Below are 16,823 nucleotides of genomic sequence, written 5' to 3' on the forward strand. Positions count from 1 at the left end.
ACTCAACCCTGGCGAGCCTGGACGAACGCCGCCACGGCCCGGTCGACGTCCTCGGCCGAGTGGGCGGCCGAGAGCTGCACCCTGATCCTGGCCTGGCCGTGCGGGACGACCGGGTAGGAGAAGCCGATCACGTAGACACCCAGGTCGAGGAGGCGTTCGGCCATGGCCCCCGCCTCGCCGGCGTCGCCGATCATCACGGGCACGATCGGGTGCTCGCCCGGCAGGATGTCGAACCCGGCCTTGGTCATCTCGCCGCGGAAGCGCGCGGTGTTCGAGCGCAGCCGCTCGCGCGCCTCACCGGACGTCTCCAGCAGGTCGAGGATGCGCAGCGAGGCCGCCGCGATGACGGGGGCCAGGGAGTTGGAGAACAGGTACGGCCGCGACCGCTGGCGCAGCAGCTCGCAGACCTCCTTGCGGGCCGAGACGTAGCCGCCGCTGGCCCCGCCGAGCGCCTTGCCCAGGGTGCCGGTGATGATGTCGACGCGGTCGGTCACGCCGTGCAGCTCGGGCGTGCCGCGGCCGGTGGGGCCGACGAAGCCGACGGCGTGGGAGTCGTCCACCATGACCATGGCGTCGTACCGGTCGGCCAGGTCGCAGATCTCGCGCAGGGGGGCGAGGTAGCCGTCCATGGAGAAGACGCCGTCGGTGACGATCAGCCGCCGCCGGGCGTCGGACGCCTCCTTGAGCCTGGCCTCCAGCTCGGCCATGTCGCGGTTGGCGTAGCGGAAGCGCTGGGCCTTGGACAGGCGGATGCCGTCGATGATGCTGGCGTGGTTGAGGGCGTCGGAGATGACCGCGTCCTGGGCGTCGAGCAGGGTCTCGAAGACGCCGCCGTTGGCGTCGAAACACGAGCTGTAGAGGACGGTGTCCTCCATGCCGAGGAAGTCCGACAGGCGGGATTCGAGCTCCTTGTGCACCTCCTGGGTGCCGCAGATGAACCGCACGGACGCCATGCCGAAGCCCCAGCGGTCGAGCGCCTGCTTGGCCGCCTCGACCACCTCGGGGTTGTCGGCCAGGCCCAGGTAGTTGTTGGCGCAGAAGTTCAGCACCTCGCGCCCGGCCACGCCGACCTGGGAGCTCTGCGGGGTGGTGATCACCCGCTCGGGCTTGAGCAGCCCGGCCTCGGTGATCTCGTCGAGCGTCGTACGCAGCTGCTCGCGCACGTTCGTGAACATCAAGCGCTCCAATCGAGGATGACCTTGCCCGTACGGCCGCTCGCGGCCGTGTCGAAGGCGGCGTCGAAGTCGTGGTACGAAAACCGATCAGTGATCACGGGGGAGAGGTCGAGCCCCTTTTCCAGCAGGACTGACATGTTGTACCAGGTCTCGTACATCTCCCGGCCGTAAACGCCCTTGATCGTGAGCATCGAGGTCACCACGGTCGCCCAGTCGACGGCGAACTCCTCGGCGGGAAGACCGAGCATCGCGATCTTCCCTCCGTGCGTCATGTTCGCGATCATGTCTCGCATGGCCCCTGGGTTACCGGACATCTCCAGTCCGACGTCGAAGCCCTCCCGCATGTGGAGCTGGCGCACGCCCTCGCCGATCGACGCCCTGGAGACGTTGAGCGCGAGCGAGACGCCGAGCTTGCCGGCCAGGTCGAGGCGCTCGTCGCTGACGTCGGTGATCACCACGTTGCGCGCGCCGACGTGCGTGGCCACGGCCGCGGCCATGAGGCCGATCGGGCCGGCGCCGGTGATCAGCACGTCCTCGCCGACCAGGGGGAAGGACAGTGCGGTGTGCACGGCGTTGCCGAACGGGTCGAAGATGGCCGCCACGTCGGGATGAACGGGCACCCGGTGCACCCACACGTTCGAGGCGGGCAGGGTGACGAACTCGGCGAACGCGCCGTCCCGGTTCACGCCGAGGCCGACGGTGTTGCGGCACAGGTGGCGGCGTCCGGCCATGCAGTTGCGGCACTTGCCGCAGACGATGTGGCCCTCGCCGCTCACCAGGTCGCCGACGGCGATGTCCTCCACACCGGGCGCGACCTCGACCACGTGGCCGCTGAACTCGTGTCCGACGACGAGCGGGAGCTTCAGCGTGTGCCGCGCCCAGTCGTCATATTTGCGGATGTGCAGGTCGGTGCCACAGATGCCGGTACGCAGCACCCGGATCTTCACCTCGCCCGGCCGAACCTCGGGCTCCGGCACGTCCACCAGCCAAAGGCCGGGCTCGGCCTTCTGCTTGACCAGCGCTTTCATCGATTCACTTCCCCCTGTTCCGAACCTAACGCACTGTGCCCGCTCCCCTCGGAACCTGTCCATCGAGGGATTCTTAAGTGCCCCCACAGCTCAGCTTCACGCGGCAGCGGGACCAGGCACAATTACGAAATAAGCTTGTAGATGACCTGCCCGTCGACTCGGAGGTATCGGTGCGACAGCAGAGCGGCGACGCCTCGCTCCTGCGCAAGCTCAACTCGGCGGCCATCCTGCGCGTGCTGCGCGAGGCCGACGTGGCCACGCTGTCGGAGCTGGCCAGGGCGGCCCGGGTGTCCAGGCCTACGGCCGAGGTCATCGTCGACGACCTGGTCACCGAGGGCTGGGCGGAGGAGTGCGAGGAGGAGGCCGGCGACCGTCAGCGAGGGCGACCGGCCAAGCGGTTCAGGTTCCGCGCCTCGGCGGGGCACGTGCTGGGCGTCGGCATCGGCGGTTCCAGCCTGCGCGCCATGCTGGCCGACCTGAACGGCACGATCACGGTCACCCGCCGCGCGCCCAACCACCGGGACATGCCCGCCGCCGAGCGGCTGGACGAGATCGTCGAGCTCGCCTCGGCGACCGCCGCCCAGGCCGGGCTGGCGCTCGCGGACGTCACCGTCGTCGGCGTGGGCACCACCGGCACGGTCGACGGCTCCGGGCGCGTCGTGAAGAGCGTCGCCCTGTCCGACTGGACCGGCATCGACCTCCAGGGCGAGCTGTCGGCCCGCATCCCCGCGCCGGTGCTCGTCGAGAACGACATGCGCCTGGCCGTCCTCGCCGAGCACTGGCGGGGCGCCGCCCAGGGCCGCGACGACGTCGTCTACCTGTTCACCGGCGACCGCATCGGCATGGGCCTGCTCATCGGCGGCCGGCCGTACCGGGGGGCGCACGCGGCCGGCGGCGAGATCGGCGCCCAGCCGCACAACAACTGGACGGCCTTCCGGCACGTCCTGGAGTACGCGATGGCCGTCGAGCCGGGCGAGCTGCGCTCCAGCAGGCAGAGCGCCGAGTTCGCGATCGCCAGGGCCCGCGCCGGCGACGAGCGGGCGGGCCGGGCGGTCAGGGAGTTGGCGCGCGGCCTGGCCGCCGGGCTCATCACGGTGGTCAATCCGCTCGACCCGGACATGGTGGTCATCGGCGGCAGCCTGTCCTCGGCCGGAGACCTGCTGGTCGAGCCGGTGCGCGAGGTGTTCGAGGAGTACTGCCTCTATCCGCCGGAGGTGGTCGCGTCGGGGCTGGGCAGCGAGTGCATCACGCTGGGTGCTGTCCGTTTTGCCCTCGACCAGGCGAATCGGCTGCTCTTTACGTAGCTTTCTTGGTTAATTAGGTCACTGTTCTGTCACGGCCATGTCGCTGAGTGACATCGATCCAGGAGTCATGCGTAGATCTGCTCGATTTAAGCTAGTTATTTGCATAAATCGGTACTAGCCTCCAGCCAATCCCGACCCGACTGGAGGTGAGCGTGTGGCCGCTGTCACCCTGCTTGAGCGGCTGAAGCGCGACTGGACGCTGCTGGCCCTGTGCCTGCCCGGCGTCCTGTACTTCGTGGCCTTCTTCTACGTGCCGCTGCTGGGCAACGTCATCGCCTTCAAGGACTACGCGCCGTTCCTCGGCATCGCGGGCAGCCCCTGGGTGGGCCTGGACAACTTCGTGATGCTGCTGGAGGAGCCCGAGTTCTGGAGCGCGGTCGGCAACACCCTGCAGATCACGGCGCTGCAGCTCGTCCTCTACTTCCCGGCCCCGATCGCGCTCGCGCTCCTGCTGAACTCCCTGATCGGCCACCGCGTCAAGCGGTTCATCCAGACCGTCGTCTACCTGCCGCACTTCCTGTCGTGGGTGGTCGTGGTGGCGATGTTCCAGCAGGTCATCGGCGGGGCCGGCACGGTGAGCTCGTTCCTGAACTCGCACGGCGTCACCATCGGCAACCTGATGTCGAACGCCGACACCTTCAAGCTCCTCGTGACCGCCCAGGTGATCTGGAAGGACTGCGGCTGGGGCACGATCATCTTCCTCGCCGCGATCACCGCGATCGACATGAGCCAGTACGAGGCCGCCGCGATCGACGGCGCCGACTGGAAACGCCGCCTGTGGCACGTCACGCTGCCCGGCATCCGCTCGGTCATCCTCATGATGCTCATCCTGCGCCTGGGCGACATCCTGTCCGTCGGCTTCGAGCAGATGGTCCTGCAACGGGAGGCCGTGGGCGCCGGAGCGGCCGAGGTCATCGACACCTACGTCTACTACCACGGCATCCGGGACGGCGACTGGGGCATGAGCACCGCGGCCGGCCTCATGAAGGGGCTCATCGGCGCGGCGCTCATCTACGCGGCGAACAAGCTCGCGCACCGCTTCGGAGAGCAAGGGATCTATCGATGAGGCCGCCGTGGATGGAGCGCCCGACCGTCGCCGGGCGCACGCTCAAGTTCGTCGTGCTGACCGCGATCACCGTGGTCGTGCTGTACCCGTTCGGGCTGGCCGTCGGCACGAGCCTGATGGGACGCGCCGAGAGCATCGCCAACGGCGGCAGCTACGTGCTCTGGCCCTCGCACCCCACGTTCGAGGCGTACTCGCTGATCCTGTCCGGCGGCGCGGTCACCCGGTCGGTGCTGATCAGCATCGGCATCACGCTCACCGGCACCGCGCTCAGCCTGATCTGCACGGTCTTCCTCGGCTACGCGCTGTCGCGGCGCGGCATGCTCGGCGGCAAGCCGATCCTGCTCATGGTGCTGGCCACGTTCCTGTTCACGCCCGGCATGATCCCGAGCTACCTGATGGTCAAGGAACTCGGGATGATCGACACCTACCAGTCGCTCATCGTGCCGGTGCTGGTCAACGCGTTCAACGTGGTCGTGGTCAGGTCGTTCTTCCAGAACCTGCCCGAGGAGCTGTTCGAGGCCGCCCGCATGGACGGGTGCGGCGAGTTCCGCATGATGTGGCGGATCGCGCTCCCGCTGTCCAAGGCGGTGATCGCCGTCGTCGGCCTGTTCTACGCGGTCTCGTACTGGAACACGTTCTTCAACGCCATCCTCTACATCAACGACCAGACCAAGCACCCCATCCAGGTCGTGCTGCGGCAGTTCATCTTCCGCGGCACCGCGGCCACGGGCTCGGACGTCGCGATCGTGCGCGACCTGCCCGCCTCATCGGTGCAGATGGCGGTGCTCATCATCGCGCTCGTGCCGATCCTGCTCGCCTACCCCTTCCTCCAGAAGTACTTCACCAAGGGCGTCCTCACCGGCGCCATCAAGGGCTGAGAACCCGGGAGCAACCATGTCATCCATCATGTCCCGTCGTGGATTCCTCGGACTCGCGCTCGCCGGCGCCACGGTAGCCGGGCTCGCGGCCTGCGGAGGCGAGGGCGGCCCCGCGGGTGTGAAGCAGGGCGGCGCCGATCTGTCCAAGAAGCTGACGCTGCCGACGTACACCGCCGCCAAGATCCCCACGCCCGACCTGCCGATCGACGCGGGCCAGGACCCGGCGTACCTGAAGTACCCGAGCGAGCTGGTCAAGTCCGTCGCGGCCGCGCCCGGCGACGGCCAGAAGATCACCTCGCTCACCCAGACGTGGGACGTCGCGCCGCCCGCGCCCGGCCAGAACACCTACCTCCAGGAGCTGGGCAAGGCCCTGGGCTCCGAGTGGAGCATGAACATCGTGGTGGGCGACGGCTACCCCGACAAGTTCAACGCCATCATCGCCAGCGACGACCTGCCCGACCTGGTCTGGTTCCCGCCGAACCAGGGTCTGCAGCGGGTGCCCGAGCTGCTGGCGGCCAAGTTCCACGACCTGACGTCGTACCTGAGCGGCGACGCGATCAAGAAGTATCCGAACCTGGCCAACCTGGGCGACGTGACCTGGAAGTCCGCGGTCACGGACGGGAAGCTGTACGGCGTGGCGGTGGCCTACAGCCGGTTCGGGCAGGTGTTCCTGGTCAACACCGACTACTGGGAGCCGGTCGGCGGCACGGCCTTCAGCGGCGCCGACGACTTCCTGGCCAAGGCCAAGCAGCTGCTGGACGTGAAGAAGAACAAGTACCCGCTCGAACCGAGCTACTACAACCACGTGCACATGTTCAGCCACTGGTACGGCGCCCCCAACACCTGGAAGCTGGCCGGCGGCAAGCTGACCCACCAGTTCGAGACGCCCGAGTACCAGGCGGCCCTGGAGCTCGCGGTCAAGTGCTTCAAGGCCAACCTGTTCTGGCCCGACCCCGCCCTGGCCACCATCAAGGACAAGGTCGCCAACGGCCAGATCGGCGCGTACGTCGAGTCGTTCCCCGGCTTCCTCAACGACGCCAAGACCCAGAAGTACAACCTGGGCGCGATCGTGCCCTTCGCGGCCACGCCGTCGTCCAAGCCGGTCTACAACGCCGGCCTCGGCTCGGTGGGCTTCACCTCGATCAGCAAGAAGGTGGACCCCAAGCGCATCGAGACCCTGCTCGGCGTGCTCAACTACCTGGCCGCCCCGTTCGGCACGGAGGAGTACGAGCGCGTCAACTTCGGCGTCGAGGGCACCCACTTCACCAAGAAGGACGGGGACCTCGCCTTCACCGACAAGGGCGCGGCCGAGGTGCCCACCACGCAGCAGCCGCTCTCGTTCGTGATCGGATCGCCGTCCGCGCTGTTCCTGCCCGGCCAGCCCGAGCGCACCAAGCTCATCCACGACTTCGAGACCAAGATCGCGCCTATGCTTCAGGAGCGCGTCACCACCGGCCACTTCTCCGACACCTACACGCAGAAGAACGGTGAGCTGAGCACCATGGGCAAGGACATGGTCGACGACATCGTGACCGGCCGTAAGTCGATGTCGGACTGGCCGGCCTTCGTCAAGAAGTGGCTGGGCAGGGGCGGCGAGGCGATGCGGGCCGAGTACGAGGCCTCCATCGCCAAGGGCTGACCGTTCTACCGTTTGAAAGGACACTTGTGGAAGACCTGCGCATCGGAGTCATCGGGCTCGGGCTGCGGACGAGCCTCGCTCTGGCCGCGCACCGGCCCGGCGAGGGCTCGGTCGTGGCGGCGCTGTGCGACTCCGACCCGGCAGTGCTCAAGACGAAGTCGGAGCGGTTCGAGGCGGAGTTCCTGACCGGGGAGTACCGCGAGCTGCTCGACCGGCCGGACCTCGACGCGATCATCGTCAACACCCCCGACGACACGCACGAGCGCATCGCGATCGACGCCCTCCAGGCCGGCAAGGCCGTCTACCTGGAGAAGCCGATGGCGATCACCGTCGAAGGCTGCGACAACATCCTGAGGGTCGCCCGCGAGACCGGCACCCGCCTGTACGTGGGGCACAACATGCGCCACATGGGCGTGGTGCGGCTGATGCGCGACATCATCGGCAAGGGTGTGATCGGCGAGCCCAAGACCGTGTGGGTACGCCACTTCGTGTCCTACGGCGGCGACTACTACTTCAAGGACTGGCACGCCGACCGCACCCGTACCACGGGCCTGCTGCTGCAGAAGGCGGCGCACGACCTCGACGTGATCCACTGGCTGGCCGGCGGCTACACCACCCGCGTGAACGCCCTGGGCGACCTGATGGTCTACGGCGACCTGCCGCGCCGCGAGCCCGGGACGCCCCGGCCGGAGGGCTGGCTGCGGGACTTCGACTGGCCGCCCACCGAGCGGCGGGACCTGCACCACGTGGTGGACGTCGAGGACGTGTCGGTGATGAACATGCGCCTGGACAACGGCGTCATCGCCGCCTACCAGCAGTGCCACTTCAGCCCCGACTACGTGCGCAACTACACCGTCATCGGCACCGAGGGCCGCCTGGAGAACTTCGGCGACGGCCCGGGGGACACGGTCAAGGTGTGGAACACCGGCCCGACCTCCTACCGGGACGACTGCGACATCGCCTACCAGGTGCCGGCCGCGAAGGGCACACACGGCGGAGCCGACCCGCAGATCCTGGCCGAGTTCTGCCGGTTCGTCAGGGAAGGCGGAGCGACCGACACCTCACCCGTGGCGGCCAGGATGAGCGTGGCGGCCGGCTACATGGCCACGATGTCGCTGCGCGACGGCGGCATGCCGTACGACGTGCCGCCGCTGGACCCGGAGCTGGCCGCCTACTTCGACAACGGCCAGCGCTGAGCGACGCCGGGGCCGCGCGGGCCCCGGCGGACGTCAGCGGTCGCTCTCCTTGGGGGCGCTCTCGCGCTCGCGGTCCAGGTCGGCGAACGGGGACGGCTCGTTCACGGCCTGGGCGATCTGGCGCGGCCCCTTGGGGCTCTCGGCCTGCTGCGCGTCGGCGACCGCCTCGGCCGCCGCCTCCGTGGCCGCCGCGATCTCCTTGTCCAGCTCTTCCGACGGCCGGGGCTGATCCTCGCGGGTGGCGGCCGACTTCGGCAGCGCCTCGGTGAACGCCTTCGAGACGCCCTGCAACGCCGAGGTGACCTCGCTCGGGATGACCCAGAACGTGTTGCCGTTGCCCTGGGCGAGCTGCGGCAGCACCTGAAGGTACTGGTAGGCCAGCAGCTTGGGGTCGGGGTCGTTGCGGTGGACGGCCTGGAAGACCTGGTCGATGGCGCGCGACTGGCCCTCGGCCTCCAGGATGGCGGCCGAACGCTGGCCCTCGGCCCGCAGGATGCGGCTCTGCTTGTCACCCTCGGCCGTGAGGATCTGCGACTGTCGCGCGCCCTCGGCGTTGAGGATCGCGGCCCGCTTGTCGCGCTCGGCCCGCATCTGCTTCTCCATCGCGTCCTTGATGGTCTTGGGCGGGTCGATGGCCTTGACCTCGACACGGTTGACGCGGATGCCCCACTTGCCGGTGGCCTCGTCGAGCACGCCGCGCAGCTGGCTGTTGATGGTGTCGCGCGAGGTGAGCGTCTTCTCCAGGTCCATCGAGCCGATCACGTTCCGCATGGTCGTGACGGTGAGCTGCTCTATGGCCGTGATGTAGTTGGCGATCTCGTACGCCGCCGCCCGGGGGTCGGTGACCTGGAAGTACAGGACGTTGTCGATCTCGACGACCAGGTTGTCCTCGGTGATGACCGGCTGGGGACGGAATGTCACCACCTGCTCGCGCAGGTCGATCATCGGATAGACGCGGTCGACGTACGGGATGACGAAGTTGAGGCCCGGCTTGAGCGTGCGGTGGTAGCGGCCGAGCCGCTCCACGTTGCGCGCCCGCGCCTGGGGCACGATCCGCACGGCTTTGAGCACGGTGAACGCGGCGAAAAGGATGATCAGCAGTCCGGCTATCAGCAACGGGTCCATGTGCTCACTCCCGTGGGTACACGAGGGCTGTGGCGCCCTCGATCTCGATGATGTCGACGGTGGCCCCGGTGGGGATCACCAGGGTCTCGTCATATGCGCGCGCGGACCACTCCTCACCCCCGATGCGGACCCGCCCGTCGCGGCCGGTGACCTCGGCGACCACGTACGCGGGCTTGCCGACGAGGGCCTCCACACCGAACCGCTGCAACGGCGGCTGCTGGAGGTGGCGGACGGCGAGCGGCCGGATGACCACCATCCCGGCCGCCGACGACAGGGCGAACACGAGGATCTGCAGCGGGACGGGCAGCCCGACGGCGGCGGTCAGGGCGGTCAGGAGAGCGGCCACGCCCAGGAGACCCAGCGCCGCCGTGAGAGTGAACAGTTCGGCCACACCGAGGACGACTGCGAGGATTATCCAGATGACCCATTCATCCATGCTCCGGCCCTCCTGAACCTATAACGGGCCTGTGTGTGTGACTGGTTCCCCCTTACCACCGTAATCCCCCATTCGTCCGCAGGCACCCGTCACCTGCTGGACGGCGGCGCAGGCAACGCGCTTCCCTGGAGCCATTTGTCCCACGGAAGTTGCCAGAAACCCCACCCGTTGTCCCATTCCAGCTCGCGGGCCGTGCCGGTGATCAGGACGGGGTCGCCGCGCAGCGAACCGGCGTAGAACCAGGACGCCTGGTCGGGACGCGCGTTGATGCAGCCGTGGCTGACGTTTTCCTTTCCCTGGGCCCAGACATTGTCCTTCGCGTGCACGTACTCGCCGCTGTTGGAGATGCGCACGGCGTGCTCGATCAGCAGGTCGTAGTAGCCGGGGTCGCCCTTGGAACGGCCGGGGGAGATCATGCGGACCGGGTTTCCCTTGTCCATGGTCAGGTGCATGCCGCTGGTCGTGGTGTATTCGCGGGTGGTGGCCATGCCGGCGCTGATGGCCATCTGCTGCACCACCTTGCCGTCGCGGCGCACGACCATCTGGTGAGTGCGGGTGTCGACCGTGCTGGTCTGCCTGCGGCCCACGGTGAAGGCGAAGGTGGAGTCGAGGGTGCCGTAGACGCCCGGCGCGGGGTGCACGCCGGCCAGGTGGGCGCTGACCATCACCTGCTGCCCGGAGGCCCAGAACCGGCGGGTGCGGTAGACCACCTGGGTGTCGCTGGTCCATCGCCAGGCGCCCTCGGCAGGGGTCTTCGTCGTGACCTCAAGGGAGCGCTCGACGGCCGCCTTGTCCTGGATCGGGGTGTCGAAGTCGATGACGACCGGCATGCCGACGCCGACGGTCTCGCCGGGCAGCGGCGCGGTGGCGGCCACCCCGAACGTGTGCTCGGCGGCGCGGGTGCGGAAGCGGCCCATGGAGACGGTGGACGGGCCGTTCTCGCCCGCGGCCGTGGCGGTCACCGTGTACTCGGTCGCGGGCTTGAGCGTCCAGTCGGAGCGCCACGTGGTGTGCGAGGCGTCGAGCCGGCCCGGGACGTGCTCGCCTCCCTCGTAGACCAGGACCTGGGTCAGCCGGCCACCCCGGGCCGTGATGACCAGGCCCTTGTCGGGACGGGCCCGCTTGGAGTCGAGGGCGGGGAAGACGTGCACGACCGCGGGCGCGGCCGCGGACTCCGAGACGGGACCGCAGCCGCAGCAGGCCAGGAGGAAGCCGACACACAGGATCGCGGCACGCCGCACGTCACTCTCCGAGGGCTTTCCGAGGGAAGGGGAGCTCCCAGGTTAGCGGTGAGCGACGGTCGAAGCACCCTGAGTTACTTATCCGATGGTTCCGGACACCTCGCCCAATGTCAGGTCGCCGGCGGTGGCCCGGATCGTCACCGTGTCGCCGTCCTGGAGGAAGGTGCGGGTGTCGCCGCCGGACAGTTTGATCGGGTCGGCGCCGTTCCAGGTCAGCTCGATGAGCGAGCCGCGCTGGTCGCGTTCCGGGCCGGAGATCGTGCCGCTGGCGAACAGGTCACCGGTGCGCAGGGAGGCGCCGTTCACGGTCATGTGGGCGAGCATCTGGTCGGGCGTCCAGTACATGCTCGGGTACGGCGGCCGCGAGATCACGTCGCCGTTGAGCAGGACCTCGACGGCGATGTCCAGCCCCCAGTCGCCCTGCCTGCGCAGGTAGTCGAGTGGCTCCGGGTCCTGGGCGCGGCCGGGGATCCTGGGCAGCGCCTCCAGCGGCGTGACCCACGGCGAGACCGAGGTCGCGAACGACTTGCCCAGGAACGGGCCGAGCGGCACGTACTCCCACGCCTGGATGTCGCGCGCGCTCCAGTCGTTGACCAGCGTCACCCCGAACACGTGGTCCTCGAACGCCCCCGCCGGCGAGCCCAGCTCGGACGGCACGCCGACCACGAACCCCAGCTCGGCCTCGATGTCGAGCTTGGCGCACGGCCCGTAGACCCCGGCCCTGAGCTGGCCCTGCGGCCGCCGGACCGGCGTGCCCGACACGACGACCGTGCCCGCCCTGCCGTGGTAGCCGACGGGCAGGTGCCGCCAGTTGGGCAGCAACGGCTCGGCGTCGGGACGGAAGATGCGGCCGATGTTGCTCGCGTGGTCGAGCGAGCAGTAGAAGTCGACGTAGTCGGCCACCTCGAACGGCAGATGCATCCGCACCTGGTCGAGCGGGATCAGATGGCCCTCGGTGACCGAGGAGTCGCCGGTCAGCTTGTTCTGGATGAGGGCCCTGGTGTCGTGCCAGGCCGAGCGGCCCCGGGCCATGAACGGGTTGAGCGAGGGGGCGGCGAACACCTCGTCGTGCAGCGCCGCGGCCAGGTCGAGCACCTTGTCGCCGTACCTGACGCCCACTCTCGGCGGTTCGCCCCGGCGGGAGAACACGCCGTAGGGCAGGTTGTCCACTCCCCAGCTCACTGGATCACTCCTAGCGTCCGCAGGTCCTCGATGGGCGTGCCGGTGCTGCAGGAGCCGTAGCTGACCAGCAGCCGCCGCGCCCGCTTGGCGGTCTCCTCCGTCACGGCCCCGGCCAGCCGGACGAGGTGGCCGACGTCGGTGGTGCGCAGCACGGGTGCGGGGTCGCGCCCTTCCACAGCCTCGCAGACGGCCAGCAGCAGGTTGAGGAAGCCGTGCCGGTCGACGCCGAGCGCCGGGTCGAAGTGCCGCACCGCGTGGTGCAGCCCGGCCGTGGCCTTGAACGGGACGTCGGCGTCCACGCAGGACCGGATGAACGCCGCGAGGTGCTCGACCGGCGGGAACGCCTCGGCCTTCAGCCCGCCGCAGCGCACCTTCAGGCCCACCCCGTCGGGCACGCCGGTGACCTTCTTGTCCGGCGGGACCTCGACGAACAGCCGTACGTGCGCGGGGAGGCCGAGCCGCCGGGCCAGGCCGGCGACGGACTCGTCGGCCCCGAGCGGGATCTCCACGAAGTCAACCGGCAGGTCGCCGAACTCGGGGACCTCCGGCGTGTCCACGATCATCCCGATGCGCCGCGGCCGGTAGGCGTGCCCGCGCAGCCGGTCGAGCCGGCTGGCCGGGCAGAGGAAGCGGTGGGTGAGCACGTCGTCGCCGCGCTCCAGGTCGCGCTGGTTGCGGGTCAGCGCCTCGTCCATGTGCAGGGAGGTCGGCGGGAACAGGCCCGCGTCGTCGACCAGTTCGGTGTAGAGAGTCATCGTGCCCAGGTCCATGCGTAGCCGGGGTCCTCACAGGAGAGTGCGCCCTGCCCGAGGTCGAGCGGGCGGAAGGTGTCGACCATCACGGCCATCTCGCTCGTCGTGGTGACGCCGCGGGCGACCGCGTCGATCACCGCCTCGACCGCGCCGGGCTGCGGGCCGTGCGTGAACCCGGCCGGGTGCAGCGAGACCGAGCCGACGTCGATGCCCGAGCCCTTGCGCGCGGTGTAGTCGCCGCCCACGTAGAACATGAACTCGTCGGAGTCCACGTTGTGGTGGTTGTACGGGATCGGGATGGCCTCGGGGTGGTAGTCGAGCGGCCGCGGGCAGAACGAGCAGACCACGAACCCTGGCCCCTCGAACGTCTGGTGCACCGGCGGCGGCGCGTGCGTCTTCTTCACGATCGGCTCGAAGTCGTCGATGTTGAAGGCGTACGGATAGAGGTAGCCGTCCCAGCCGACCACGTCGAAGGGGTGGTTGCGGTAGACGAGCCTGGTCAGGCCGCCCCGCGTGCGGACCAGGACGGGCACCTCCTCGCCCTCGACGAGCAGGGTCTGCGAAGGGGCGCGCAGGTCGCGCTCGCAGTACGGCGCGTGCTCCAGGAACTGCCCGTACTGGGACAGGTAGCGCTTGGGCGGCCTGATGTGCCCGGACGCCTCGATGGCCAGCACGTTGACCTGGCCGTCGGGGACCCAGCGGTGGATCGTGCCGGTCGGGATGATGACGTAGTCGCCCTCGCCGGCCTCGATGACGCCGTACGTGGACTCGAAGCGGACCGAGCCGCGCTGCACGTAGACGCACTCGTCGCCCATGGAGTTGCGGTACAGCTCGCTCGGCTGGTCGCTGGTGGCGTACGACAACCGGACGTCGGCGTTGCCGGCGAGCAGGATGCGGCCGTCGACCAGGTCACCGGCGCCGGCCAGCTCCTGGGTGCGGAAATGGCGCGGGGAGAGCGGCAGGTTGGGCTCCAGCCGCGTCGCCGACGTGGGCGTGACCGCCTCGGCCTTGATGATCGCGGTGGGCAGGTAGCGGTGGTAGAGCAGCGAGGAGTCGGACGAGAAGCCCTCCTCGCCCATCAGCTCCTCGGCGTAGAGGCCGCCGTCCGGCCGCCTGAACTGCGTGTGCCGCTTACGTGGCACTTCCCCAACGACGCGGTAGTACGGCATCCGCCCTCCATGTTGTCCGATTATCGGACGCATGTGTCCTCTATGTGTGACTACCGTCCGCCATCGGTGTGGAGATGTCAACCCAGCGCGGCGGCCAGCTCGGCGGCCGCCGCCACCACGCGCGGCCCCGTCCCCTCCTCCAGCGGGCCGAACGTCACCACCCCCACCGAGGCCTCCAGCCACGGCAGTCCGGTCACGGGGGCGGCGATGCCCCGCGCCCCCTCCTGCAACTGCCCCTCCGTCACGAGGTATTCGTCCCGGCCCTCGCGCAGGGCCAGGATCGCCCGGCCCGCCGCGCCTTTCGCCAGCGGATGACGCGACCCCTCCCGGTAGGCCACGTGCATGTCGGTCCAGGACGGCTCCACCACCGCCACCGCCAGCCCGTCGTCGCCCTCGGCCACGGTCAGGTGGGCGGTCGCCCCCACCTCCTCGGCCAGCCGGCGCAGCGTCGGCACCGCCGCCGCCCGCAGCAACGGCTGCACGGCCTGGGCCAGCACCAGCACCCCGAACCCGAGGTGCACCCGCCCCTCGGCGTCGCGGCGGACGAACCCCTCGTTCAGCAGCGTCGTCAGCAGCCGGTAGACCACCGGCCGGCTCAGCGACAGCTCGGTGCTCAGCTCCGTGGGGGTGCGCCCGCCCTTCCCGTCGGCGAGAAGTCGCAGCAGGCGCAGCCCGCGTTCGAGCGTCTGGGCGGATTCGGCGGCCATGACTTCGATTATGGAGTGGCGGGCGACGGTGGAAGAGCAGTGAAAGAGCGCGGCGAGGGGGTACGTAGGACGAGAAGCGTCGGGGGGGAAGATGCGGCAGAGGTGGCTGTTCCTGGTTGCCGGGCTGGCTCTCTGCGCCCTGCCGCCCGCCGTCCCGTCGCTCACGACGCCGATCGCGCACATGGCGAGGGAGACCCTGATCGACCCGCCCGACCGGGCGAGCGAGCGGCTGGTGGAGGACACCTTCTACCTCACCCAGGGCATCACGGTGAGCCAGTGGCTGCTGCCGGTCGCCAAGGGGGTGGCCTTCCGCCCCGGCTACGTCGCCGTGGGGGTCAGGGTCGACGCGAGCGGGCGGCTGTACGGCACGCCCTCACGCGTGGGCACGTTCATCGCCCCGGTCGGGCTCTGCACCGGGCAGCCGTGCGAGGAGCAGCTCATCACTCTCGTCGTGCTCGGGAACGTTCCATGGGAGCCGCGCGAGCTGACCTTCCCCGGCCGGACAGGCGTCGCGCTCGGCGGCGAGATCGGCATCAACGGCGGCCCCCAGGGCGTGATCCCGACCTTCAGCGTGACCGACCACGCCAAGCTGCCCGCCGGCGTGACGATCGGCCCCGACGGGCACGTGGGCGGCGTGCCCCAGGCGGCCGGCATCTCCGAGGTCCCGGTGCGCGTCTGCGTGGCGGGCAACTGCGCGGGCGTCGTGGTCCGGTTGATCATCGTCTGAGCTCTTGCGCGGGCGCGGTCCTGAGGTCACGGTGGTTCCATGAAATCGGTCATTGTGGTCGGAGCCGGTATATGGGGGTCGTCGCTGGCGTTGCGGCTGGCCGAAACCGGCTGGCAGGTGACTCTGGTCGAACAGCACAAGCCCGGACACGTCCGGCAGGCCAGCGCGGGTGAGACGCGGCTCCTGCGCTGCGCCCACGGCACCGACGACTGGTACGCGCGGCTGGCCTGGGAGGCGCGGGAGGGCTGGCGGCGGCTGGGCGAGCGGGCCGGCGAGGAACTGTTCCTGGAGTCGGGCATGGTGTGGTTCGCGGCCCGGCCGGACGGGTGGGAGCACGCCAGCGCCCAAGTGCTGAAGAATCTGGATATACCTGCTGAGGTGCTCGATCCGGCCGACGGACGGCGGTTCTTCCCCGACTACCGCGGCGACGACCTGAGCTTCCTGCTGTGGGAGCCGCACGCGGGCGTGCTCAGGGCGCGGCGGGCCACCCAGGTGACCGCCCGGCTGGCCGTGGCGGCCGGGGTACGGCTGGTCAGGGCCAAGGCGGCGCCCGTGCCGGGGCTGAGCGCGGTCGAGGTGGACGGCGAGATCCGGCGGGCCGACCGGGTCGTCTGGGCGTGCGGGGCCTGGCTGCCGGGCCTGTTCGCCGTCCCGGTCACGGTGACCAGGCAGGACACGGTGCACTTCGCCGCGCCCGCCGCCTGGTCGACCCCCGAGACGCCCGCCTGGGTGGACTACGGCTCCTCGGCCTACGGGCACGGCGACGTGGACGGGGTCGGCATGAAGGCCACCTCCGACGCCGAGGGGGAGCCGTACGAGCCGGAGGAGGGCGACCGGGTGGTGGACCCGTCCGCGGTCGAGCAGGCCCGCGGCTACCTGCGGCGCAGGTTCCCGTCGCTGGCGGACGCGCCGGTGCTGTTCAGCCAGGTCTGCCAGTACGCGCTCACCCCCGACGCCGAATGGATCATCGCCGAGGACTCGCCCGGCGTGTGGCTGCTCGGCGGCGACTCCGGGCACGGGTTCAAGCACGCCCCGGCCCTGGCCGCGTACGTGGCCGCGATCCTGGACGGCGAACGCGTCCCCGAACCGCGTTTCGGGCTCGGGCACGAGCGCGCGGCGGCCCGTGGCCTGCGGACGAGCGGTGACCTCGGGGTAGGGCCCGCCCCACCGGGATTCGGGGGACGACGGGCGTGATCCG

The 16,823-nt window shown here is 69.8% G+C and carries 16 protein-coding genes; 7 read left to right on the forward strand and 9 right to left on the reverse strand.

Going from position 1 to position 16,823, the window contains the following annotated elements; translation table 11 throughout:
- Positions 1-2: 2 nt before the first annotated feature.
- Both ACIA8R_RS12075 and tdh read right to left on the reverse strand, forming a co-directional pair.
- Positions 3-1,175, reverse strand: coding sequence for a glycine C-acetyltransferase (locus ACIA8R_RS12075; protein WP_397038101.1), 1,173 nt, complete (start codon positions 1,173-1,175; stop codon positions 3-5).
- A complete protein-coding gene (tdh, locus tag ACIA8R_RS12080) occupies positions 1,175-2,203 on the reverse strand; it encodes an L-threonine 3-dehydrogenase (RefSeq protein ID WP_357696549.1) in 1,029 nt (342 codons plus the stop codon). Before tdh ends, ACIA8R_RS12075 begins: the two co-directional genes overlap by 1 nt.
- Positions 2,204-2,373: 170 nt before the next feature.
- On the opposite strand from tdh, the gene ACIA8R_RS12085 reads away from it, so the two are divergent.
- From ACIA8R_RS12085 to ACIA8R_RS12105, 5 genes are all read left to right on the forward strand, one after another.
- Complete coding sequence (locus tag ACIA8R_RS12085) at positions 2,374-3,507, forward strand: ROK family protein (RefSeq protein WP_357696547.1); 1,134 nt, start codon at positions 2,374-2,376, stop codon at positions 3,505-3,507.
- 154 nt (positions 3,508-3,661) lie between these two features.
- Positions 3,662-4,573 (forward strand): ABC transporter permease subunit, encoded by a 912-nt coding sequence (locus tag ACIA8R_RS12090; protein ID WP_352325034.1) that lies wholly within the window; start codon positions 3,662-3,664, stop codon positions 4,571-4,573.
- The gene (locus tag ACIA8R_RS12095) at positions 4,570-5,451 is read left to right on the forward strand and encodes a carbohydrate ABC transporter permease (RefSeq protein WP_357696545.1); all 882 of its coding nucleotides are present in this window, start codon (positions 4,570-4,572) and stop codon (positions 5,449-5,451) included. Before ACIA8R_RS12090 ends, ACIA8R_RS12095 begins: the two co-directional genes overlap by 4 nt.
- A gap of 28 nt (positions 5,452-5,479) precedes the next feature.
- Complete coding sequence (locus tag ACIA8R_RS12100; protein WP_364095349.1) at positions 5,480-7,090, forward strand: hypothetical protein; 1,611 nt, start codon at positions 5,480-5,482, stop codon at positions 7,088-7,090.
- A 26-nt stretch (positions 7,091-7,116) separates the two neighbouring features.
- Positions 7,117-8,286, forward strand: a complete 1,170-nt coding sequence (locus ACIA8R_RS12105; RefSeq protein ID WP_357696541.1) for a Gfo/Idh/MocA family oxidoreductase — start codon at positions 7,117-7,119, stop codon at positions 8,284-8,286.
- 33 nt (positions 8,287-8,319) lie between these two features.
- On the opposite strand, the gene ACIA8R_RS12110 is transcribed toward ACIA8R_RS12105, so the two are convergent.
- From ACIA8R_RS12110 to ACIA8R_RS12140, 7 genes are all read right to left on the reverse strand, one after another.
- Positions 8,320-9,411, reverse strand: a complete 1,092-nt coding sequence (locus ACIA8R_RS12110; protein ID WP_364095345.1) for an SPFH domain-containing protein — start codon at positions 9,409-9,411, stop codon at positions 8,320-8,322.
- A 4-nt stretch (positions 9,412-9,415) separates the two neighbouring features.
- A complete protein-coding gene (locus ACIA8R_RS12115; RefSeq protein ID WP_364095342.1) occupies positions 9,416-9,847 on the reverse strand; it encodes an NfeD family protein in 432 nt (143 codons plus the stop codon).
- 89 nt (positions 9,848-9,936) lie between these two features.
- Positions 9,937-11,088, reverse strand: coding sequence for an Ig-like domain-containing protein (locus tag ACIA8R_RS12120; RefSeq protein ID WP_364095339.1), 1,152 nt, complete (start codon positions 11,086-11,088; stop codon positions 9,937-9,939).
- 78 nt (positions 11,089-11,166) lie between these two features.
- A complete protein-coding gene (gene fahA, locus ACIA8R_RS12125) occupies positions 11,167-12,270 on the reverse strand; it encodes a fumarylacetoacetase (RefSeq protein WP_397038106.1) in 1,104 nt (367 codons plus the stop codon).
- Entirely contained in the window at positions 12,267-13,040 is a 774-nt protein-coding gene (locus ACIA8R_RS12130) for a hypothetical protein (protein ID WP_364095334.1), read from the reverse strand. Before ACIA8R_RS12130 ends, fahA begins: the two co-directional genes overlap by 4 nt.
- Positions 13,022-14,191 carry a homogentisate 1,2-dioxygenase domain-containing protein gene (locus tag ACIA8R_RS12135; protein ID WP_357696529.1) on the reverse strand — a complete coding sequence of 390 codons (1,170 nt, stop codon included), beginning with the start codon at positions 14,189-14,191 and terminating at the stop codon, positions 13,022-13,024. The genes ACIA8R_RS12130 and ACIA8R_RS12135 overlap by 19 nt, the downstream gene beginning before the upstream one ends.
- A gap of 77 nt (positions 14,192-14,268) precedes the next feature.
- Positions 14,269-14,898, reverse strand: a complete 630-nt coding sequence (locus tag ACIA8R_RS12140) for a helix-turn-helix domain-containing protein (RefSeq protein WP_357696527.1) — start codon at positions 14,896-14,898, stop codon at positions 14,269-14,271.
- 91 nt (positions 14,899-14,989) lie between these two features.
- Between ACIA8R_RS12140 and ACIA8R_RS12145 the strand changes: the two genes are divergently transcribed.
- Complete coding sequence (locus tag ACIA8R_RS12145) at positions 14,990-15,625, forward strand: hypothetical protein (protein ID WP_397038109.1); 636 nt, start codon at positions 14,990-14,992, stop codon at positions 15,623-15,625.
- A 39-nt stretch (positions 15,626-15,664) separates the two neighbouring features.
- Entirely contained in the window at positions 15,665-16,819 is a 1,155-nt protein-coding gene (locus tag ACIA8R_RS12150) for an FAD-dependent oxidoreductase (RefSeq protein ID WP_364095327.1), read from the forward strand.
- Positions 16,820-16,823: the final 4 nt, after the last annotated feature.

It is taken from the genome of Nonomuraea sp. NPDC051191 (assembly GCF_044455665.1).
Classification (GTDB): Bacteria; Actinomycetota; Actinomycetes; order Streptosporangiales; family Streptosporangiaceae; genus Nonomuraea.